At 43.9% G+C, this 21439-nt stretch carries 18 protein-coding genes; 13 read left to right on the forward strand and 5 right to left on the reverse strand.

Annotated elements, in window-relative coordinates:
• Positions 1-190: 190 nt before the first annotated feature.
• Positions 191-1612 (forward strand): M20/M25/M40 family metallo-hydrolase, encoded by a 1422-nt coding sequence (locus DXX94_RS18050; RefSeq protein WP_116018051.1) that lies wholly within the window; start codon positions 191-193, stop codon positions 1610-1612.
• A gap of 82 nt (positions 1613-1694) precedes the next feature.
• On the opposite strand, the gene gcvA is transcribed toward DXX94_RS18050, so the two are convergent.
• Positions 1695-2612, reverse strand: a complete 918-nt coding sequence (gcvA, locus tag DXX94_RS18055; protein WP_116018053.1) for a transcriptional regulator GcvA — start codon at positions 2610-2612, stop codon at positions 1695-1697.
• Positions 2613-2885: 273 nt separating this feature from the next.
• Between gcvA and DXX94_RS18060 the strand changes: the two genes are divergently transcribed.
• The 3 genes from DXX94_RS18060 (at position 2886) to DXX94_RS18070 (ending at position 5529) form a co-directional block, all read left to right on the forward strand.
• Positions 2886-3659 (forward strand): SDR family NAD(P)-dependent oxidoreductase, encoded by a 774-nt coding sequence (locus tag DXX94_RS18060; RefSeq protein WP_116018055.1) that lies wholly within the window; start codon positions 2886-2888, stop codon positions 3657-3659.
• Positions 3660-3798: 139 nt separating this feature from the next.
• A protein-coding gene (locus DXX94_RS18065) for an IS3 family transposase (protein WP_116013626.1) occupies positions 3799-4949 on the forward strand; the annotation gives its coding sequence in 2 pieces (ribosomal slippage) (positions 3799-4045 and positions 4045-4949; 1152 coding nt in all).
• Positions 4950-5124: 175 nt separating this feature from the next.
• The gene (locus tag DXX94_RS18070) at positions 5125-5529 is read left to right on the forward strand and encodes a hypothetical protein (RefSeq protein WP_116018057.1); all 405 of its coding nucleotides are present in this window, start codon (positions 5125-5127) and stop codon (positions 5527-5529) included.
• A 76-nt stretch (positions 5530-5605) separates the two neighbouring features.
• On the opposite strand, the gene DXX94_RS18075 is transcribed toward DXX94_RS18070, so the two are convergent.
• Complete coding sequence (locus DXX94_RS18075; RefSeq protein WP_116008531.1) at positions 5606-6130, reverse strand: gamma carbonic anhydrase family protein; 525 nt, start codon at positions 6128-6130, stop codon at positions 5606-5608.
• A 164-nt stretch (positions 6131-6294) separates the two neighbouring features.
• On the opposite strand from DXX94_RS18075, the gene DXX94_RS18080 reads away from it, so the two are divergent.
• Together DXX94_RS18080 and pntB are read left to right on the forward strand one after the other, a co-directional pair.
• A complete protein-coding gene (locus DXX94_RS18080) occupies positions 6295-7833 on the forward strand; it encodes a Re/Si-specific NAD(P)(+) transhydrogenase subunit alpha (RefSeq protein ID WP_116018059.1) in 1539 nt (512 codons plus the stop codon).
• Positions 7834-7848: 15 nt separating this feature from the next.
• Positions 7849-9255, forward strand: a complete 1407-nt coding sequence (gene pntB, locus DXX94_RS18085) for a Re/Si-specific NAD(P)(+) transhydrogenase subunit beta (RefSeq protein WP_116018639.1) — start codon at positions 7849-7851, stop codon at positions 9253-9255.
• Between the two features lie 230 nt (positions 9256-9485).
• Here pntB and DXX94_RS18090 read toward each other — a convergent pair whose 3' ends face one another.
• Positions 9486-11654 carry a S46 family peptidase gene (locus DXX94_RS18090; RefSeq protein ID WP_116018641.1) on the reverse strand — a complete coding sequence of 723 codons (2169 nt, stop codon included), beginning with the start codon at positions 11652-11654 and terminating at the stop codon, positions 9486-9488.
• A gap of 315 nt (positions 11655-11969) precedes the next feature.
• On the opposite strand from DXX94_RS18090, the gene DXX94_RS18095 reads away from it, so the two are divergent.
• The 3 genes from DXX94_RS18095 to DXX94_RS18105 all read left to right on the forward strand — a co-directional run bounded on the left by DXX94_RS18095 (position 11970) and on the right by DXX94_RS18105 (position 14348).
• Positions 11970-12305, forward strand: coding sequence for a zinc ribbon domain-containing protein YjdM (locus DXX94_RS18095; RefSeq protein ID WP_116002415.1), 336 nt, complete (start codon positions 11970-11972; stop codon positions 12303-12305).
• A gap of 205 nt (positions 12306-12510) precedes the next feature.
• Positions 12511-13923 (forward strand): alanine/glycine:cation symporter family protein, encoded by a 1413-nt coding sequence (locus tag DXX94_RS18100; RefSeq protein ID WP_116018061.1) that lies wholly within the window; start codon positions 12511-12513, stop codon positions 13921-13923.
• 59 nt (positions 13924-13982) lie between these two features.
• On the forward strand, positions 13983-14348 hold the full coding sequence (locus DXX94_RS18105; RefSeq protein ID WP_116018063.1) for an STAS/SEC14 domain-containing protein: 366 nt from the start codon (positions 13983-13985) through the stop codon (positions 14346-14348).
• 34 nt (positions 14349-14382) lie between these two features.
• Here DXX94_RS18105 and DXX94_RS18110 read toward each other — a convergent pair whose 3' ends face one another.
• Positions 14383-14943: a cysteine hydrolase family protein gene (locus tag DXX94_RS18110; protein WP_116018065.1), complete on the reverse strand. Its 561-nt coding sequence runs from the start codon at positions 14941-14943 to the stop codon at positions 14383-14385.
• A gap of 105 nt (positions 14944-15048) precedes the next feature.
• Between DXX94_RS18110 and DXX94_RS18115 the strand changes: the two genes are divergently transcribed.
• The 3 genes from DXX94_RS18115 (at position 15049) to DXX94_RS18125 (ending at position 18254) form a co-directional block, all read left to right on the forward strand.
• Complete coding sequence (locus DXX94_RS18115) at positions 15049-16068, forward strand: GlxA family transcriptional regulator (protein ID WP_258872211.1); 1020 nt, start codon at positions 15049-15051, stop codon at positions 16066-16068.
• Between the two features lie 137 nt (positions 16069-16205).
• On the forward strand, positions 16206-17516 hold the full coding sequence (locus DXX94_RS18120) for a DEAD/DEAH box helicase (RefSeq protein WP_116018067.1): 1311 nt from the start codon (positions 16206-16208) through the stop codon (positions 17514-17516).
• A 78-nt stretch (positions 17517-17594) separates the two neighbouring features.
• On the forward strand, positions 17595-18254 hold the full coding sequence (locus tag DXX94_RS18125; protein WP_116018069.1) for a hypothetical protein: 660 nt from the start codon (positions 17595-17597) through the stop codon (positions 18252-18254).
• A 54-nt stretch (positions 18255-18308) separates the two neighbouring features.
• Here the strand turns inward: DXX94_RS18125 and DXX94_RS18130 are convergent, their stop codons facing one another.
• Positions 18309-19199, reverse strand: coding sequence for a GGDEF domain-containing protein (locus tag DXX94_RS18130; RefSeq protein ID WP_116000713.1), 891 nt, complete (start codon positions 19197-19199; stop codon positions 18309-18311).
• Between the two features lie 267 nt (positions 19200-19466).
• On the opposite strand from DXX94_RS18130, the gene DXX94_RS18135 reads away from it, so the two are divergent.
• The gene (locus DXX94_RS18135; RefSeq protein WP_116018071.1) at positions 19467-21437 is read left to right on the forward strand and encodes a monovalent cation:proton antiporter family protein; all 1971 of its coding nucleotides are present in this window, start codon (positions 19467-19469) and stop codon (positions 21435-21437) included.
• Positions 21438-21439 lie beyond the last annotated feature (2 nt).

A 21439-nucleotide genomic window follows, 5' to 3' on the forward strand; every position in this document is an offset into this window, starting at 1 on the left:
TCTTATTTGCTCTGAGCAGGCTATTCACCCGATTACTTTTACACCCAAAACGGTCATCTAACATAGGCCTTTAATTAACAATAAGATTCAGCTAGGTAAAAAATTGGCGTCAGCACTACGAACGTTATAGACTTTGCCATCTTCAAATAAAAATAATGTAAAGATTATAGTTTCACCCCATGGAGCAAAAATGAAATTATTAAAAAACGCGGCGCTCAAAGCCTTGATAAGTGGTGCCTTGTTTACTGTCGCGAGTACGCCGCTAATCGCCAGTGAATCTCCTATTACGCCAGCACAAAAAGAAACTGCGCAGCAATTAATGGTGACAGCGCTTAAAAGCGAGTTAGGTTTTAGTATTGTTGAGTCATTAACGACGGAAATTGGCCCACGCCTAGGTGGCTCAGAAGCGGAAAAACGCGCGCGTGACTGGGGTGCTAAATTAGGCAAAGAGTTAGGTTTTGATAAAGTTGCGATTGAAGAATTTACCATGCCGTTTTGGGATCGTGGTCACTTACATATTGCGCTAACATCACCTTACAACCAAGAATTATACGGCTCTGCACTTGGCGGTGCCGCGCCTAGTGATAAAGAGATCAATGCGCCTATTGTTTACTTTAGAGATATTCACGCATTAACCGCCATTAAAGATGGCAGCTTAGAAGGCAAGGTAGCCTTTGTTGATGGCGAGCCAATGGTAAAAAGCCAAACAGGTGCTGGTTACAGCCCGTCAAACCAAAAACGTCGCATTGGATGGCAACATGCTGAGCGCGGCGGTGCTAGCGCACTAGTGATTCGCTCGGTTGGCTCTGATTCTCACCGTTTCCCGCATACTGGCATGATGAGTAAAAATGGCGATAAGTGGGCGAATATCCCCGTAATTGCGATTTCTAACCCTGATGCCGACCACTTACGCCGTTTACACAACCTAAACAAGCCGTTAGCGATTTCACTGCACTCTGGCTCTGATTGGAAAGGCGAAGTCACCAGCGGTAACGTTGTACTAGATATTATCGGCAGTGAAAAGCCAGAGGAAATTATCCTAATAGGTGGTCACTTAGATAGTTGGGATTTAGGTACTGGTGCGGTTGATGATGGTGCGGGTGTGGCGATCACCACTGCCGCCGCTAAGTTAATTGCCAATTTACCAAAACGTCCAAAACGTACTATTCGTGTGGTGATGTTCGGTGCTGAAGAAGTGGGCTTATTAGGCGCATTTGCTTATGCGAAAAAGCACGAAGCAAACCTTCACAATCACGTATTAGCGACAGAGTCTGACTTTGGTGCACGCAATATCTGGCGACTTGTTTCTAACGTTAACCCAGAAGCGACCAAACTAGTTGATGAAATTGCTAAAATCATTGCACCACTAGGTATTGTGCGCGGTGGTTCAGATGTTAAAGGTGGCGGCCCAGATATTATTCCATTGGACAATAAAGGCGTGCCGACGATTCGCTTGAGTCAAGAAGGCACAGATTACTTCGACCTGCACCATACGCCAGATGATACGCTAGATAAAATCAACCCTGACGAGTTAGCGCAAAACGTTGCCGCATACGCTGCGACAATTTACTTATTTGCGGATACGAATGTGGATTTAAAAGCAAAACGTTAATCTGTTTGTTTTAAACAATTTGTTTGAACATTAAAGGAAGGCTAAATGCCTTCCTTTTTTATAAAATTAACTTGATTGTTATTTACTTAATGTCGCCAACTTCTTTATATAGCCATTCACTAAACGCTTTTACTCTGGCGAGTTCGGCATTTTCTGGGCGATAAACAATATAGTAAGCAAGCGGCGAGTCAAATTGCGTTTGAGGAAACAGGCGAACTAAGCGCCCCGCAGCAATATCGTCATGTGCCATAACACTGCGAGCTAGCGCGATACCGCCGCCGTCTATTGCAGTTTGTAGTACTGCTGCGGAGTTATTTATTTGAATATTTTTAGCGCCTGTTTTTTGTTTTACACCCGCCCGATTAAGCCATTCTTGCCATGTTGGAAAGCCAGTAAATTCGTCTAGCGATAAGTCGTGAATCAAGGTCTGTTTAAGCAGTTCGCTGACATCTTCGAAGTTATATTCCTCTGTGAGTAGGGTAGGGGAACACACCGGATAGACCTCTTCTTCCATCAACTTTTCGGCGATTAACCCATGCCAGTCACCGCGCCCATAACGCACGCCAATATCAACTCTTTGCACGGCAAAATCGACCGGTTTCATGGTAGTTTCCAAGCGCACATCGGTATCTGGGCAAATTTCCTGAAAACGATTTAGTTTTGGCAATAGCCATTTGGCCGTAAAAGCCGGGCTAGCGGTTAGAGTTAAGACACCACTGACTGAATTTTCTTGCAGGCACTCAAGCCCGAGCTGCAATTTATCAAAGCCAGCGCGAATGTCGGGCAGGGCTTTCTCGGCGGCTTCTGTTGGTATTAGCCTAACTTTGCCAGTTTTCATGCGAATAAATAACGGCATATCTAACCATTCTTCCAAAGAGCGCACCAACTGACCTACCGCCGCCGAGGTGACATGCAATTCTTCTGCGGCGGCTGAAAAACTTTTATGCCTTGCGCTTGCTTCAAATGCCCGTAGCGCATTGAGGTGTATAGGTAATTTCATTCGTTAAATATTTTCTTTGTCGTGTTATTAGATTATCTCGTTTGTGCAGTGAAGTAAATCGGTGAAAAATACATCTGAATTCAAGGTTGAGCTGTTATTAATCCATAAAGGAATTGAATTTAAGCCAAGCAATACAGCGAATTTCTAGCGGAAGGTAAAAGTGTTCCTTTGTCGCTTTTTAGGTGAATAATAGCTAACCACATTAAATTTTAACTTTGTCGTAAAGAAGGTGTAGGGCGGCATCTAGCAACTATTAAAAAAGGTAGATTGAAAATGAGTAACGAATTTGTAGGTAAAAAACTATTAGTGATTGGTGGCACCAGTGGTATGGGTTTAGAAACTGCACGCAAAGTGTTAGCGGCAGGCGGTCAAGCGGTTGTTGTTGGTCATCGCACTGAAAAAGCCGAAGCAGCACGCCAAGAACTGTCAGCACTGGGTAACGTAGAAGCATTAACCGCCGACTTAACCAGTGAAGCTGGTGTACAAGCTTTGTTAACTAAGATTGACGAGAAACACGCCGATGTTGATTTATTGGTAAACGCAGCAGGTGTTTTCTTCCCTAAGCCATTTTTAGAGCATGGTGGTAGCGATTACGATCAGTATATGAGCATTAATCGCGCTTTTTTCTTTATCACGCAAAAAGTGGCGGCTAATTTAGTGGCGAATAAACGGGCTGGCGCCATTGTTAATGTCGGTTCAATGTGGGCGAAACAGGCGATTGCGGCAACGCCATCATCAGCATATTCAATGGCGAAAGCCGGATTGCACTCGTTAACCCAGCATTTAGCAATGGAGCTTTCTGCTCATAACATTCGTGTAAACGCGGTATCGCCTGCGGTAGTGCAAACGCCTATTTATGAAGGCTTTATTCCAAAAGAAGAAGTAAGCGATGCGATGCAAGGCTTTAATGGTTTCCATCCGATTGGTCGTGTCGGTACACCGGAAGATGTTGCCAATAGCATCGTATTCTTATTGTCTGAGCAAGCGAGCTGGGTAACGGGCGCCGTTTGGGATGTTGATGGCGGCGTTATGGCAGGTCGTAACTAGTCTTGTTTTAGCGTTCTCGTTAAATACTCTCATTCAACGTAAGAGGGCGATAATTCACAAAGAAGCTGTTGCCCTTTTTGAATCGACCAGATTTTCCTAGACACAAATAAGTTGTAAACTTTGTGTCCTAGGAGGATGAATGAGCGCTAAAAGATTTCCCGAAGAATTTAAGGTTCAGGCCGTTAAGCAAGTGACTGAAAAAGGTCACTCCGTTGCAAGCGTTGCAGAACGGTTAGATATCTCGACAAATAGTCTTTATATCTGGTTAAAACGCTATGGCAGTAACAGCGAACACTACCAAGAATTATCCGAGCAAGAAAAGCGTATTAAAGCGCTTGAGAAAGAACTAAAGCGTACTCAACAAGAACGTGATCTATTAAAGGAAGCCGCCGTGTACTTTGCGGGCGAGTCAAAGAAAAGTACACGTTCATAAAGTCTCGGCTCAACCAATACCCCATAAAGCTGATGTGCCAAGCGTTGCAAGTTCACCGCAGTGGCTTTCATGCTTGGTTGCAAAAGCCAGAATCCAAGCGAGCTAAGGATGACAAGCGCTTAACGGGTTTAATCAAACAGTCTTGGCTTGAAAGCGGCTGCGTTTACGGTTATCGCAAAATTCAAAGTGATATGTTGGATTTAGGTGAAGTTTGCTCAAAGAATAGAGTTCATCGATTAATGCAGTTATCAGGCATTCAAGCTCAAGTCGGCTATAAGAAGCGCAAAGGCAACTATGGCACTAAGCCTTCTGTGGTCGCAGATAACCAGTTAAAACGACAGTTTGATGTAGTACAGCCAAATCAAGCTTGGGTAACTGATATCACTTATATTGATACGCACGAAGGCTTTCTCTATTTAGCCGTAGTTATCGACTTGTTTTCTCGGCAAGTCGTTGGCTGGTCGATGCAATCGATGATGCATACTGATTTAGTCTTAAGTGCATTACTCGCTGCTGTATGGCGAAGAAAACCTAAGCAAACGGTTATTATACATTCCGATCAAGGCAGCCAATTTACAGGTTATGACTGGCAACGATTTGCTGCTGAGCATAATTTATCACTCAGTATGAGTCGTAGAGGTAACTGCCATGATAATGCTGTTGCTGAGAGCTTCTTTCAGTTGCTAAAACGTGAACGGATCAAGCGAAGAAAATACAAAAATAGAGAAAAAGCTAAGGAAGATATTTTCGATTACATCGAAATGTTTTATAACAGCAAACGTAAACATGGTTATCTAAATAATCAGTCTCCAACTGACTATGATAAAACCTATTTTATGAATCAAGAAAACGTCTAGGGTAGTCTGGTCGATTCATAATGAGCTTTTAGTGATTGAAGGCTATGAATGGTCTAAACAGGTTTCTGGTTATTTAGCTGGTAGCATTGAAGCCGTGAACCTTGATGTGCGAGATTATCTCGCCGATTTAACAGGAAAAATTAGCATTTAATATGCTGAAGCAATGGGAATAAATATGCCGTTATTGGATTTAAATTTTTACCTTAAAAACAGGTTTTGGTTAGGGCTATTTGCCCTTGTGGTATCGGTACTTGCGTGGAGTGTCGAACTTAGTGGACTGGTTTACATTTGCCCTTATTGCCGTGTGCAACGCACGGTCATCGGCCTGTTGGGCTTAATGCTAATGACTCCGCTGACTAAACATTGGTTAGGCCAGTTCTTCGCTATGGTTATTGGCTTTTTTGGCGCAGTGGTTGCCGCGAATCAGCATTTTATGGGCTGGAAAAAAATATCGGCAGGTACTTTTAGCTTTAAAGAAAACTTGGCGATTGACCCATTTATTCTGTCGGGCTTAGCGATGATATTTATCTTGTTTCAATTGTTAATAATTAGTCGTTCATCAGCAGCGCATTCTAATTAAACATGGTTATATTTGGCTCTCGCATTTGAGAGCCACTTTGCTTGTTATAGCTTTTTAAGTGTCGCTTAACCGTTTACTAGTCTTCAATCGCCACTAACTCATCAGTATAGCGCTGCCCGTTTTGCACATAATGCTCTGCTGATTGCATCAGTAATTCACGCGTTTTTTCATCAAGTGGCTTAATCACTTTAGCGGGTGAACCAAGGGCTAAATGGCCATCGGGCACTTCCATACCTTCAGTCACTAGGCTGTTGGCGCCAATAATACAACCTTTGCCAATTTTAGCGCCGTTCAGCACAACGGCGTTCATGCCAATCAAACTTAAATCACCAATAGTACAGCCGTGCAGCATGACTTTATGGCCAACGGTGACTTGCTTGCCAACTTCGATTGGGAAGCCTTTATCAACGTGTAAAATACTGCCGTCTTGAATATTGCTGTCTTCACCTATGGTGATCTTATCCATGTCTCCGCGCATCACTACATTAAACCAAATACTGGCATTGGGTTTAAGCTCAACATTGCCAATAACACTGGCATTGGGTGCAATGAAACATGACTGGTCGACGAGTGGAACTAATTTACCTAACTGATAACGCATTGTTATATCACCTGTGCATAGCTTATTTTTATTGTATTTCACGCAGTGTACGTAACTTTAATCATCTTGTTAATAGTCATTATTCTGAATTTGTCGTATGAAAAAAAAACTAATAGTGTTAAAACACTAATCACTTATGTCATAAAAACAACAAAAGGTATGTTATGCAGATAGGTATCCCAAAAGAGTCGTTAAAAGGGGAAAATCGCGTTGCAGCTACCCCGACTTCGGTGAAAGCGTTAAAGCAAAGAGGTTTTGAAGTCGCTATTGAAAAACTCGCGGGTAAAAAAGCAAGTTTTCATGACAGTGATTATGTCGAGCAAGGAGCTACTCTTGTTAGCCAAGACGATGTCTGGCAAAGCGACATTATTTTCAAGGTGAACCCACCTACAGATGATGAAATCGGCCTAATGAAGGAAGGTGCTCATCTCGTCAGTTTTATTCAACCAGCGCAAAACAGCGAATTGGTTGAAAAGCTCAAGCAAAAGAATATTACCACCATCGCCATGGACATGGTGCCACGTATGACACGCTCGCAGTCATTAGATGCACTGAGCTCAATGGCAAATATCGCCGGTTATCGTGCCGTTGTTGAAGCGTCACATCAGTTTGGCCGTTTCTTCACAGGTCAAATCACTGCAGCAGGTAACTTACCGCCAGCGAAAGTAATGATTATTGGTGCGGGGGTTGCAGGCCTTGCCGCCATTGGCGCCGCAGGTAGCTTAGGTGCGGTAGTACGTGCCTTTGACACTCGCCCTGAAGTAAAAGAACAAATCGAAAGTATGGGCGCGGAATTCCTTGAGTTAGATTTCGAGGAAGAAGATACCGGTAGTGGCGATGGCTACGCTAAGGTAATGAGTAAAGCCTTTATCGAGGCGGAAATGGCTTTGTTCGCAGAGCAAGCCAAAGAAGTCGATATTATTATCACTACCGCGATGATCCCAGGTAAACCAGCGCCTAAATTGATCACCGAAGAAATGGTTGCATCAATGAAGCCAGGTAGCGTGATTGTTGATTTAGCGGCGGCCGGTGGTGGTAACTGTGAGCTAACCGAGCCAGGCAAGCTAACTAACGTTAAAGGTGTAAAAATCATTGGTTACACCGATTTAGTGTCGCGTTTGCCGAATCAATCATCTCAGTTATACGCCAATAACTTAGTGAATCTAACAAAGCTTATTTGCCCTGAAAAAGACGGTGAATTAGCGATTGATTTTGAAGACCAAGTGATCCGCAATATGTTAGTGGTTCACGACGGTGAAGTGACTTTCCCACCACCGCCAATTCAAGTAAGCGCCGCGCCAGCAGCTAAGCCGGAACCTGCGAAGCCAGTTGCGGCAGTTGAAGAAGTGGAAGAAGAAAAGAGCCCTGCGAAAAAGTACGCCATGATGGCGGTTGCTGGCCTAGTGTTTGGTTGGGTAGCAAGTGTTGCACCGTCAGATTTCCTCGCGCACTTCACGGTATTCGTACTCGCTTGTGTGGTTGGTTATCACGTTGTTTGGAACGTTACCCACGCATTGCATACGCCATTGATGAGTGTAACTAATGCTATTTCAGGCATCATCGTTGTTGGTGCACTATTGCAAGTAGGTTCAGACAATCTCGTTGTACAAGTGTTGTCGGGCATTGCAATACTGATAGCGACAATCAATATCGTTGGTGGCTTCTTTGTTACCAAGCGTATGTTAAAAATGTTCCAGAAGTAGGAGGGCAACATCATGATATCAACTGGAATTATTACTGCTGCTTATATCGTTGCCGCATTACTATTTATCTTTTCACTGGCTGGTTTAAGTAAGCAAGAAACTGCGCAAGAAGGTAATAACTTTGGTATTGCCGGTATGACGCTTGCCTTATTGGCAACTATTGCTGACCCGCGCGTTGATAACGTTACGGTCATTATCGTTGCTATGGTCATTGGTGCCGCAATTGGTTTCCGCCTTGCAAAGCGTGTTGAAATGACCGAAATGCCTGAGCTGGTTGCGATTCTACACAGTTTTGTTGGTTTAGCGGCGGTACTAGTTGGCTTTAACAGCTACTTTGACGCGCATGACAGCTCAGCGTTATTAACCGCATTATCTGATGAAGCGCGTGTTGAGCAAAACATTCACTTAGTTGAAGTATTCTTAGGTGTATTTATCGGTTCTGTAACTTTCACCGGTTCAATTGTTGCCTTTGGTAAACTGCGCGGCCTAATCAACTCTGCTGCATTAATGTTACCTCATCGCCACAAAATGAACTTAGCTGCTGGTGTGGTTAGCTTTGTACTAATGATCATGTTCGTTAACGAAGGCGGTAACGACGGTGCCTTATACCTAATGACGGCTATCGCGTTAGTGTTTGGTTGGCACTTAGTGGCATCAATTGGTGGTGCTGATATGCCAGTGGTTGTTTCAATGCTGAACTCATACTCAGGTTGGGCAGCAGCAGCAGCAGGCTTTATGTTAAGTAACGACTTGTTGATTGTTACGGGTGCATTAGTAGGCTCATCAGGTGCGATTCTTTCTTACATCATGTGTAAGGCGATGAACCGCTCATTCATCAGCGTAATTGCTGGTGGCTTTGGTACTGAAGTGAGCATTGATACTGACAAAGACTACGGCGAGCACGTTGAAGTACAAGCTGAGCAAGTGGCAGAAATGTTATCGAACGCTAAGTCAGTTATCATCACACCGGGTTACGGTATGGCAGTAGCACAAGCGCAATACCCAGTGTACGAAATGACACAAAAGCTAAAAGCAAAAGGTGTTGAAGTACGCTTTGGTATTCACCCTGTAGCGGGTCGCTTACCAGGTCATATGAACGTACTGTTGGCGGAAGCGAAAGTACCATACGACATCGTTGAAGGTATGGAAGAGATCAATGAAGACTTTAACGAGACTGACGTGGTATTAGTTATCGGCGCGAACGATACGGTTAACCCTGCGGCAAGTGAAGACCCAGGTAGCCCAATTGCTGGTATGCCTGTACTTGAAGTGTGGAACGCGAAAAACGTTGTAGTCTTCAAGCGCTCAATGAGCACAGGTTACGCTGGTGTACAAAACCCACTATTCTTTAAAGACAATAGCCAAATGTTATTTGGTGATGCGAAAGAGTCAGTTGATAAAATTGTTCACGCGCTAGCTTAATACGATATTTGCAACAGCAAATAGATAATTTTATCAAATCCAGAGCCTCGCAAATTAGCGGGGCTTTTTTCAGCCCTAAACCTCTTAGTTGATTGGGCGGTTTAGGACTGAAAATAAAAAAAGAGCAACCAGTTGGGTTGCTCTTTCGCTATCTGATGTTAATTAACATTTTGTGGCTGGATAAGTCAGTGCTAATAGAGCCACCATATTTAGCCACATAGTGATTCTAATTATTTAACAATCGTTAACTCATCAACGATATTCTGTGCGTTATCCACGTTTTCCATTGTCCATAGCATAAACGGCGCACTCGTATGAATCGCACGGTTTAGTTTGGCGTCGTAATCCCAGTCACCGATAATCGACTCATAGACGCCGTCAAATGCTAAGCCAACAAATTCACCTTTACCGTTAAGGGTTGGAGAGCCTGAGTTACCACCCGTGATATCTAACGTTGATAGGTAGTTAACTGGCACTGAGCCTAACCTTTCACGGTAGTAAGCGCCGTAATTTTTGTTCTTAATCGCGGTGCGAATGTTGTCGAACAAGTCAAACTCGTGATCGCCAGCAACGTATTTAGCTAGCATACCTTCAAGCGTGGTAAATGGCGTTGCGGTAATACCGTCTTGCGGTGAGTAGCCTTTCACGTTACCGTAGGTAATACGTAATGAGCTGTTGGCATCGGCGTATACCGGCTCACCTTTTGATTGTTTAAAGGCGATCATCGCTGCCATATATTGCGGGCGAATTTGCGCTAATTGGCCAGTAAGCTCTTCACTTTGTGTCTCAAGCTTTTGATCGTGCTCGTATTGTGAAACGGCAAATTGAATGTATGGATCGTCGCTAGCTTTAAACTCTTCAACCGATTTTTTCATCCACGCTAAACGCACAGCTTCTTGATCAAGTTCCGTGTTGCTGTGCATTTTATCGAGTTTAGCGGCTAACTTTTTCGCATCAAATTCCTTGTTTGAATTGTTACTTAAACCGAAAAACTCATCAAATACGGGGTTGCGCTGCTCAGCAGGGAACTGGGCGTATTGTGCGATAAAGTGTGCTAGTACGGCCTTATCAACGGTCGCATCGTAACGGCGGTTTACCCGTTTCATTGCTTGGGTAAAGCGGTTCATGTCACGTTCTTGATAACCTTTTTTACGCTCTGCATCAGGTTTGTTTTTCTCGTGAGCTAGACGATATAAGCGTTTGGCAACACTGTACATATTGGTGCGCGCAATATAGGCCAAAATTAAATCACGCGCTTGGTGTGACTGACCTTGTGCAATAAGTTTATCAAGTTCGGCCAGCGTTTTACCGTATTGGCGCTGGCGTTTTTTCGATGCGTTTATCCAAGCTTTTAGCGCTGCTAATTCCTTTTCTTTGCGCTTAAGCATATCGCCTTTGTTAAAACTCTCGACCATTGAGCCGTAGTTTTTCGCATAGTTGGCAAGGCCTGCTAGCGTGCTTTCGTACTTGATGCGCGCTTCGCTTTGATCAGGCGCAGTGTTTTTGATGACGTCAATGTATTCTTCGCGGTAGCGTTTAGCTGTTGGGTAAACCCAAGTGAATTGATTCTTCACATCTTCCACTGTGCGGTAACGGTTTGTGCGGCCTGGGTAACCAAGTACCATCACATAGTCGTTTTCTTCAACACCGTTTGCATTTACTTTTAAGAAGGCTTTTGGTTTAAACGGTACATTGTCTTTGGAGTAATCGGCAGGCTGGCCGTCTTTGTTTACATAGGCGCGGTAGAAAGACCAGTCACCTGTGTGGCGTGGCCACATCCAGTTGTCGGTGTCGCCACCAAATTTACCTATGCTAGAAGGCGGCGCGTAAACTAAACGTACATCGCGAATCGCCAATTGTTTAATAAGGAAATACTCAAGCCCACCATGAAAACTAAACACTTCACAGCGGTAATCTTGTGATGTTTCACATTCAGCGACTAAGGCTTTTTGGTTTTTCTCTATCGCATCAAAGTAAGCTTTGCCTTGGGTTAATGACGAAATTGATCCGGTAACTTTATCTGTAACCTTAGTTAGCGACTCGGTTACGTATACACGAGAACCCGGTGCGGCCTGCAATTCTTCAGATAAAGACTTTGCCACAAAACCTTGCTCTAGCAGGTTTTTCTCTTCCGTTGAGTTGTATTGAATTGAACCATAAGCACAGTGATGGTTAGTGACTACTAGCCCTTGCTCAGACAAAAACGACGCAGTACAGCCACCTAAGCTGATAATGGCATTCATTGGGAATTGGTCTAAGTTTTCCATTTGTGTTGGATCAAGCTCAAGTCCAGCTTGTTTAAGCTTACCGCTGATTTCTTGAAGTTGATGTGGTTGCCACATACCTTCGTCAGCATGCGCTGACATTGATGCTGAACCAACAGCTAAGACTGATGCCATCGAAAGCGCTTTGTAGAGCGCATTAGGCAATCGATTTTTGATCATGATTTTTCCTATTTTGTTTTTATGCGTTGGCTACTTAGGGGGATCTAGTAGCTGCTTGCGATATGACGCAAACATATTAATTAAATTGAGATAATATAACAATGTTTCCTATTGCAAAGCGCCAAGAGCTTATGAGCCTGCGAACTTATGTCTCTATATCTTTGTGCACTAATCAGTAACAGCTTGTTACTCATCAGGTAATCCACTCGCTTGCCACCAGCTTAGCAAGTATAATACGCCTCTTTGAAAACCTGATATAAGTTGAACACAATGTCTTTACCTCCATGTCCACAATGCCAATCTGAATATGTTTATCAAGATCAAAGCCTATTAATTTGCCCTGAATGTGCTTATGAGTGGGATCCTGCCGAAGTTGCAGAGGAAGAAGCGATCAAAGTAAAAGATGCAAATGGTGCATTGCTTGCCGATGGCGATAAAGTGACTGTGATTAAAGATTTGAAAATTAAAGGCAGCTCACAAGTGATTAAAATTGGTACCAAAGCGACAGTTCGCCGCGTGCTTGATAAAAAAGATCACGAGCTAGACTGCAAAGTTGATGGCGTTGGCGAAATGATGGTAACTGCGCAATTCGTTAAAAAAGCATAATTCTCCTCTTGTTTTAAAAAGGCAATAAAGCTTTACTCAGTAAGAGCTTTAATGCCAAGTACATAGCTTCAATTTACCAAGCCTTTTCTTTTGGGCATTTGTAAGTAAATGAAGCGATTCCATCATATCCCAAATTCATCTTAGCCAAGGCTTGGCATAGTTTGCTAAGCTAGCGGCTAATATATTGTTAGTTTAAGAAATTTTTATGGGTGAACTAATTAGCCAGTGGGTTGGCTTTATCAATGGCTACCTTTGGGGTAGCGTCTTAATTTATTTATTAACAGGTTGTGGTATTTGGTTTAGCTTGCGTTTGAAGCTGATTCAATTGCGCCATTTCAAGCATATGTTTAGCTTGTTAAAACTCAGCCGAAATAGCAGTGAAAATGGTATTTCGTCGTTTCAGGCGCTTTGTACGTCATTAGCCGCGCGTGTTGGTACGGGCAACTTAATGGGGGTGGCGGTCGCCATCAGTTTAGGTGGCCCAGGGGCGATTTTCTGGATGTGGCTGATTGCCTTTTTCGGTATGGCAACCGCTTATGCCGAGAGCGCGCTAGGGCAGTTGTATAAAGAGAAAGACGAAAACAATAACTTTCGCGGTGGCCCCGCCTATTATATGCGCAAAGGCATCAACAGCCCGAAACTCGCCATTACGTTTTCATTGTGCTTATTCTTTGGTTATGGCTTTGTCTTTAGCTCAGTACAAGCCAATTCTATTACCGATGCATTCCAAGGCTCGTTTGGCATTGACCCATTAATGTCAGGCATCGTTATCACCTTGCTAGCGGCCTATATTATTATTGGTGGCCTGCGTAATATCGCACGTTTTGCTGAACTAGCTGTACCATTTATGGGTGTTGCTTATGTACTCGTTGCGCTGTTTGTCATTGCCATCAATATTGAGCAAATTCCGGCTATTTTAATGCAAATTGTTGGATCCGCATTTGGCTGGCAAGAAGCAGGTGGCGGTGTGGTTGGCGCAGCCATTATTCATGGGGTTCAACGTGGTTTGTACTCGAATGAAGCGGGTATGGGTAGCTCGCCTAACGCTGCGGCTGCGGCTGAACCAATGCCTCATCACCCAGCATCACAAGGTTATATTCAATCGTTAGCGGTGTTTTTCGATACCATGGTCATTTGTACTTGTACCGCGATTATTATTTTACTAGCGGGCGATTCTCTTGATGGCGTGATGGGTATTCAGTTGACGCAGCAAGCTTTAGCATTGCAAGTGGGTAGCTGGGGCGCTGAATTTATTACGCTGGCGATTCTATTCTTTGGCTTTACTTCAATCGTCGCGAATTATGCTTACGCGGATAACAACTTAAAGTACCTGAAGTTAGATAATCCAATTGGTCGCTGGTTTTTACGCATTGGCTTTTTGGCAATGTTGGTATTTGGTTCATCAGCGTCATTGCCGCAGGTGATTGCACTTGCTGATATGGCAACCGGTTTAATGACAGTGGTTAATGTGACTGCGTTGTTCTTGTTGTCAAAAGTCGTTATTCGAATTACCAAAGACTATCAACAGCAGCTATCAAAAGGTGAATTGCCTACGTTTGAAGCCAGCGAAGAAACAGAGAAATCGCTAGGTTTAACACAGGGCGTTTGGCGAAAATAGGCGTATACTTAGCTGAATAATCAATATGGTTATTTGTTGAGGATTACTCTCAAAGTAAGATGCTTAATGTCACACTACAACCCAATTACGGGGTAGTGATATTTGAACTAGATGGGCAGCTATCCGTGCAGGATTTTATTCATGCTGCCCATAAAATTGACCCTTATATTGACCACGCTGGTGGCCTCAAAGGTGGACTGGTTTGTGTGCTAGGCTGGCCGGTTTGGGAGTCGTTTGCAGCCTTTAGCCAGCACCTTGCTTTTATTCGCAATCACCACCATCAAATAGCGAAAGTTGCCATTGTCTCCAATTCCACCTCCTTCAAACTATTTGCGCCAATTTATGGCACCAGCCTACAGTGCCAAATTAAGTGTTTTGCGATTGATGCAATCGAGTCAGGTAAAGACTGGATTCTCGCCGATTAGCCTTAAGCGTCTTTCCTAGTTGCTCTTAGGTTCCTTAGATAAGTTTGGCTAAGTTCTCTGTACTATCGACATTGCAGTAGCCAAACTGCAATGCCGCCATAAAGGCTGCATGAACGTGTTTGGCTGGTACGGTCTCACCTTCGAAAGTTAAGTCTAAAGTAACACAGGCGTCGTGTGCGACATGGCTGTCATAGCCTAAATCCACTGCTGCACGGGTAACGGCATCAATACACATGTGGCTCATTGCCCCGACAATAATCAATTGATCAATGTTGCGCTCATCGAGTAACGCTTTTAAATCGGTATCGCGAAAGCTGTTAATTTGCTGTTTCAGTACCACAGGCTCGCCATCAATTGGCGCTAGGCTTTGATGAATTTTCGCACCGTCAGAATTTGGTAAGAAAAACGGCGCTTCTTCGGTTGGAAATTCATGGCGAACATGAATCACAGGAAGTTGTTTTGCGCGAAATTGTGCCAGTAATACTTTTGCTTTTGCCGCTGCTGCTTCGGTACCTGAAAGTGCCCATTTTACCCCTTCATATGTTGGAAAATAATCGTTTTGAAAGTCGATTAATAGTAGTGCTGTATTTGCCATGTTTAGCCTCGTTTTTTGGTTTAAATACGTTTTGTTGTTTAAGTAAATGTTCAGCGGCTGCTGAATCAGTAAGGCTATTTTGAAGAAACTTTGCTAGGCTTACGCATGGCATTAATGGCATTAATCAAGGTAAAAGTGACAAATAAAGGTAGTAACAAGATAAAGCAAGTTAGCCGTCATGTTGAGCGCACTAAAACTATTAGAGTTGTGATCATCAATTACCCAGGTGCTATGCAAAGTGCCGTGTATGGTTTGCTAGAACTATTAAACTTGGCGAATAAAATTATTGCAGATGAGCAATTAGCAATGACTTTTAGCGCCCAAATAACCACACCAGAGAAGTTGAGTGCAGATGAAGAAGGCGCTTTTGATTTAACGCCTGAAGTGATTATTTTACCGCCTAATTTAGATGGCGAATATTATTTAAATGCTGGGCAGCCACTGCTCAATTTCCTGAAACAAAGCCATCAAGCGGGCTCTACATTATGCTCGGCTTGTGCTGGCGCTTTTATACTGGCGCAAACAAGCTTGTTGACCAATAGAACTGCCACCACACACTGGGGCTTAGCTGATCAGTTGCAGCGTGAATACCCGCAAATTCGCCTTAAGTCAGAAAGTATTTTGATTAACGATGGAGATATTGTCAGCGCGGGCGGGTTAATGTCTTGGCTAGATCTGGGCTTAGAGTTGGTCGGCCAATATGCCAAGCCTCACGTGATGCGGAAACTGGGCAAGTACCTGATTGTAGATACCGGAAAGCGCGAGCAGCGCTATTATCAAAGTTTTACGCCAATATTCGATCATGGCAATCAAGCAATGCTCGCGGTGCAGCACTATATTCAGGCAAACTACGACACTAAGCTTAACAATAAAGTGTTGGCTGGTGTGGCGCATACATCAGAGCGCACGTTAATACGCCAATTCACCCAAGCCACAGGCTTGAAGCCTGTTCAGTATATTCAACGTTTACGAGTGCAAAAAGCTTGCGATATGTTGGAATCTAGCGCATTGAGTTTTGAACAAATAGCGTTGTCGTTGGGCTATGAAGATGCCAGCAGTTTACGCAAAGTGTTTGTTAAAATTGTCGGCCTTGCACCGTCCGAGTTTCGGGCAAGATTTATCTAACTCTACTGTTACTGGCATATGTAACTGGCATATGTAACTGAAATATTTAATTGGAATAGTCGGCAAGTAAGCTCGCATCAACAGTGGGATAGGGTATATAATCGCGCGATTATTTTAGGTGTTGGTGGAAAAAGAAAATGAGTGTTGATGCAATTGGCTTATCAGAAGGGTTGTTAAAAGCAGTTAAGCTATGTGGTTATAAGCAATTAACCCCAATCCAGCAACAAGCAATTCCTGTTATTCGTACTGGTAGTGATGTACTGGCTAGCGCGCAGACTGGCACAGGTAAAACGGCAGCCTTTACCTTGCCAATATTGGATAAGTTAGCTCATCAAGCAACTACCGAAACACCAATATTAAAGGCGCTTATTCTAACGCCAACACGTGAGCTTGCGATTCAAGTAGGCGAAAATATTAAAGAGTACAGCCAATTTTTACCCATTAAACACGGTGTGATTTTTGGCGGTGCTGGCATGGCTGGGCAAGAAAAAGTGCTTAAAGCTGGCGTTGATATTTTAGTCGCGACACCTGGCCGTTTGCTAGAGCATTTGCAACTGCGCAACCTTTCTCTTTCTCAAGTTAAATACATGGTGCTTGACGAAGCTGATCGTATGCTCGATATGGGCTTTTTAACGGATATTGAGCGCATTAGCGAGCATATTAAGCACAAACACCAAACCTTAATGTTTAGTGCGACGTTCTCAAATAAAGTTAAAACCTTAGCGAATCAAATTCTACACACGCCAAAAACCATTGAAGTGGCGAAACAAAATACCACGTCAGGCAAAGTGAAGCAGGCCGTTTACGGGGTGTCGGAAGCGCGCAAACGCGAGTTGTTGTCAGAAATTATTGGTGTGAATAACTGGCACCAAGTCATGGTGTTTGCCGGCACACGTGAAAGTGCCAATCAACTGGCCAAAGAATTAAAGCTTGATGGTATTAAAGCGGCACTATGTCATGGTGAAAAATCACAAGGTGCGCGTAACAAGGCGTTAGAGCAATTTGTTGCTGGCGAAGTACGCGTTTTGGTGGCAACTGATGTCGCAGCTCGTGGCCTAGATATTCCTAACCTGCCGTATGTAGTGAACTTCCATTTACCATTTTTAGCAGAAGATTACGTGCACCGCGTGGGTCGTACTGGTCGTGCGGGCAAATCTGGTACTGCCATTTCATTAGTTAGCCCTAAGGATGAAAAATTCTTAGGCAATATTGAACAGCTTATTGGCCGTAAATTTGAAAAAATAGTGTTGCCGGGCTACGAAATGACAGAGTCTGAATATGATGCTAGCAAGCGCCATGTAACTGAAGCGGCTAAGAAGAACCGCTATCAAACCACACGCGATAAAAATCGTCGTGTTGCTGACAAACGCAGTGCTGGCGCTAAAAATGTTAAACACAAGTCAAAAGGTAAAGCCAGCGCAGTAAAAAAAGTGAAAAAGCGCAGATAGTACTCGCTGGGCATTTGGGGCAAGACGGGCAGAGTATAGGTGCTAGGAATAAGTGTAAGGAATAGGTGCAAAGATTAGATGCAGGAGCGCATTGAACTCTTAGTCGATATTCCCTTTGAATATCGCCATACCTGCTGGTTTTGCGGTGAGCCAAGTGATCAATTCGTTACTTTCCCTCATGCTCGCCATATTGTGTTGGCTTGTCCTCACCCTAAGTTGACCTTATCAAGTTGCCGCGAATGCCGGCAACTGGCTTATCAAGCCAAAGTCGAACACGTATGGCATTTACGCGATGAAGTCAAAGTAGGGCTGATTCGAAAGTATCGCAAAGACTTAGCGATTGGTATTAATTGGACGCCTGAAGAGCTAGCCAATGCTGGTTTTGAAGGAGGCAATTTCGAATCCTTCCAACGCAGTGCGTGGTTTATGTATGAGGTTGCTCGCGATCGCGTCAATTATCGCGGTTGGCCGTTGTCGCTTGGCGGCGAAGATATCGAACATGAAACCAATGCACTTAGTTTTGATTTTGATGGTGTTTGTTACCCATCAATTAACGAGGCGATTTCACATTTCAGCCAAAACTTTGGATTTAATCGACAGATGTTGGTTAAAACATTGGCAATAGTTGGCACAGAGCAGTTTGCCAAGGCGGTAAGGTTTTGCCGTTTGTTGGTGGCAGCAACACCGGATGAGGTTAAAGCCGCACTTGTTGAGCTAAAAGCTCAACAAGCAAAATAGCCGCACGCTGAGCGTGCTTGAACACAGTAAAAGTGGCGCAGGTAGTGCCCAAATTTATACTAAGCTCAGGCGTGGTGCCATGTTCATTTTTTTACGATAAAGCGCTTGGTCAGCTCGTTCGAAAAAGCTCTTTTCAGTGTCAGCGCGATTCATAAAAGTCGCGCCCAAGCTACACGATACTTGATACTTCTCTAAATAACCATCGGCAGCGACAGCATCGTGAATGCGGTGATAAATCACTTCTAACGATTCTTTGCCTGCACATTCAATTAGTACTACAAACTCATCACCACCAAAGCGGAATAAGCTGTCAGAATCGCGCACACTGACACGTAGTGCATCAGCGAAATGTACCAACACTTTATCCCCCACAGCATGACCATAGGTGTCGTTGATCGCTTTAAATTTATTAAGGTCGGCGACAATAAGCCCTACCTGATTGTGACTGCGATTGGCTTGATGCATCGCTCGTTTAATTTGCTCGTCAAAATAACGGCGATTACCTAGACCCGTTAAGCTGTCTTGCATCGCAAGCATTAATGCAGTGCGGTACGTTAACGCATTGTTTAACGGATTCAGGAAGTAGCGGTGTAGCTCATTGAGTATTTTTTCGTTACTACCTGACAGCGGCGTATTTAAACCATAAACTAATCGACCAAGGTGTTGACCATTTAGTGACAGATTGAAATGGCGAGAGATTTTACCGCTGCGGCTACCTCGAATACTTGCTTCAACACTTTCTGCTTTGAAGCTTAGGCCACTAAACTCAACATAACGGCTAGCCATCATCGCGAACTTGTTTAGTAGTTCGTTAAGGTCAAGCGTGGTTTGCAACTGTTCAAGCAAGGCCAAGCCAAGTTGATTGTTTTCTAAATGATTAGATTCAAATAACCTGAACGCATTAAAGTCGGAAAACTGTTGTTCTAATAAGTTGAGCGTTTGCATAAAACTACCTGCTAATACTGCGTTTGTGGTATGTCAAAAAATTGTTATACCGCTGTGTTGACTTAGTTAAAGCAAACACCGTGCCTACTCTTGGACGGACGAGTTAAGTATTTTAATTACCTGAATACTAAGGTATAAGTGAAGGGTACAAATGAAGTGTATCGGTTAACGGTATAAATTGGTGTTAGTAGAACACCTGTGAGATAAGCTTGCAGACTTGCCAATTCCCGACGACTCTCGACAAACCACAGCTTGCAAGGAGCAGATGTGATAGCTCATCTTGAAATTCTCGCCATACTCGCCTGCGCGGTATTAATTGTATTTGTCTTTCGCAAGCTTAATTTGCCTGCCATTTTGGCTTACTTAGTCGCTGGCGTGCTGGTGGGTGAGCATGGGCTAGCGTTGTCAAACGAGCATGTTGATTACGAGCATTTTGCTGAACTTGGCATTGTTTTCTTGCTATTTACCCTTGGCCTAGAATTCTCATTGCCGCGCTTATTGGCGATGCGGCATTTAGTGCTGGCTGTGGGCAGTCTGCAAGTACTGATTTCAATGGCCTTTATCATGGTTGTGTCAATGCTATTTGGCTTGTCATTTGCCGCCAGCTTCGTTGTCGGTGGTATTTTGGCGCTATCGTCTACCGCAATTGTCATTAAACAGCTAAGTGAAACTGGGGCGATGAAGCGCAAGTCCGGTCAAATTTCTGTTGCTGTACTGTTATTCCAAGACGTTGCTGTTGTTCCTTTGTTAATTATCATTCCATTACTAGCCCCACAAAACGAAGGCTCGATGTTTATCGCACTAGCATGGGCGCTGATCAAAGGTGTATTTGTTGTTGGCATTCTATTCTTTGTCGGTAAATGGTTGCTGCCACGCTTATTTAACTTAGTGGCTAAAGTGCGTACCGATGAACTCTTTGTATTGACCACCTTGTTAGTGACCTTAATGGCCGCATCGTTAACGCAGTGGTTTGGCCTATCAATGGCATTAGGTGCATTCCTGGCTGGTATGATGCTTGGCGAAAGTGAGTACAAATATCAGCTGGAAGCGGATATTCGCCCTTACCGTGATATTTTGCTCGGCTTATTCTTCGTTACTGTTGGCATGAAATTAGACATTAGTTTATTGCTGGCATCTCCCGGCACTTTATTAATGACTATGCTTGCGTTTATGTTAGCAAAAACCTTGATTGTACAATGGGCGGCGGTTCGTGCCGGCGAAGCGAAAAAAGACGCTTGGGCAACTGGTTTTATGCTGGCACAAATGGGGGAATTTGGCTTTGTCTTGGTCGCACTTGCCACGCAAGTGAATGTGTTAGCTAATGACGTTGCTTCTTTGCTACTGGGGGCAGGGGTTATCAGTATGGCGATTACCCCTTATATTATTAACAATGCCCGAAAGTGGGGACGCTGGCTAGCTAACGAAGACCCCGTAGACACTTCAGATTTAAGGGATTTGCCAGAGACTACGCAATCGCTAAAAGACCACGTGATTATTTGTGGCTTTGGCCGCATTGGTCAAACAGTGAGCCGCTTTTTAAAACAAGAGCATATCGAGTTTGTCGCAATTGATATTGATCCGCTGCGTACGCGCAAAGCCCGCGAGGCTGGTGAAAACGTATTATTCGGTTCGTCACGACAAACTGAGTTGCTGCATGCTGCACATTTGTCAGAAGCAAAGCTAGTCGTTATCGCGTTTGGTGAAGACAAACAATCAGCAGAAGTGATTCAACGCGTGCGTAGTTTGTCGCCGGAAGTGCCTATCTTGGTGAGAACACGCAATGATGATCAGTTAGAAATGCTACAAAAAGCAGGTGCCAATGAAGTGGTACCAGAGAGTTTAGAGGGGGCGCTGATGTTGGTTTCACAAGTGCTATCCTTGTCTGGCGTGCCGTTTTCTCGTGTTGTGCGCCGCGTGCAACGAGAGCGGAAAAATCACTACAACCATTTACACGGCTTCTTCCAAGGTGAACAAACCGATATGAGCCCAGAAGCTGTTGAGCGCATAGAATTTGCTCATGCGATTTTACTCACAGAAGACTCTTTTGCTAATGGGCACAGTATTGGCAGCTTAGATTTAGCTAGCAGACGCGTAAGTGTTATTGCCTTAAAGCGTGATGGCGTGGAAATTGACGAGCCCGATAATAATACCTTGTTACAAGCACAAGATACGTTAGTGCTACGCGGCAAACCTCGAAGAGTTGAACGTACAGAGCGCTACTTGCACGAAGGTGATTAAGT

Origin of the sequence: Thalassotalea euphylliae (genome assembly GCF_003390375.1) — a bacterium.
GTDB classification, from domain to species: Bacteria; Pseudomonadota; Gammaproteobacteria; order Enterobacterales; family Alteromonadaceae; genus Thalassotalea_F; species Thalassotalea_F euphylliae_A.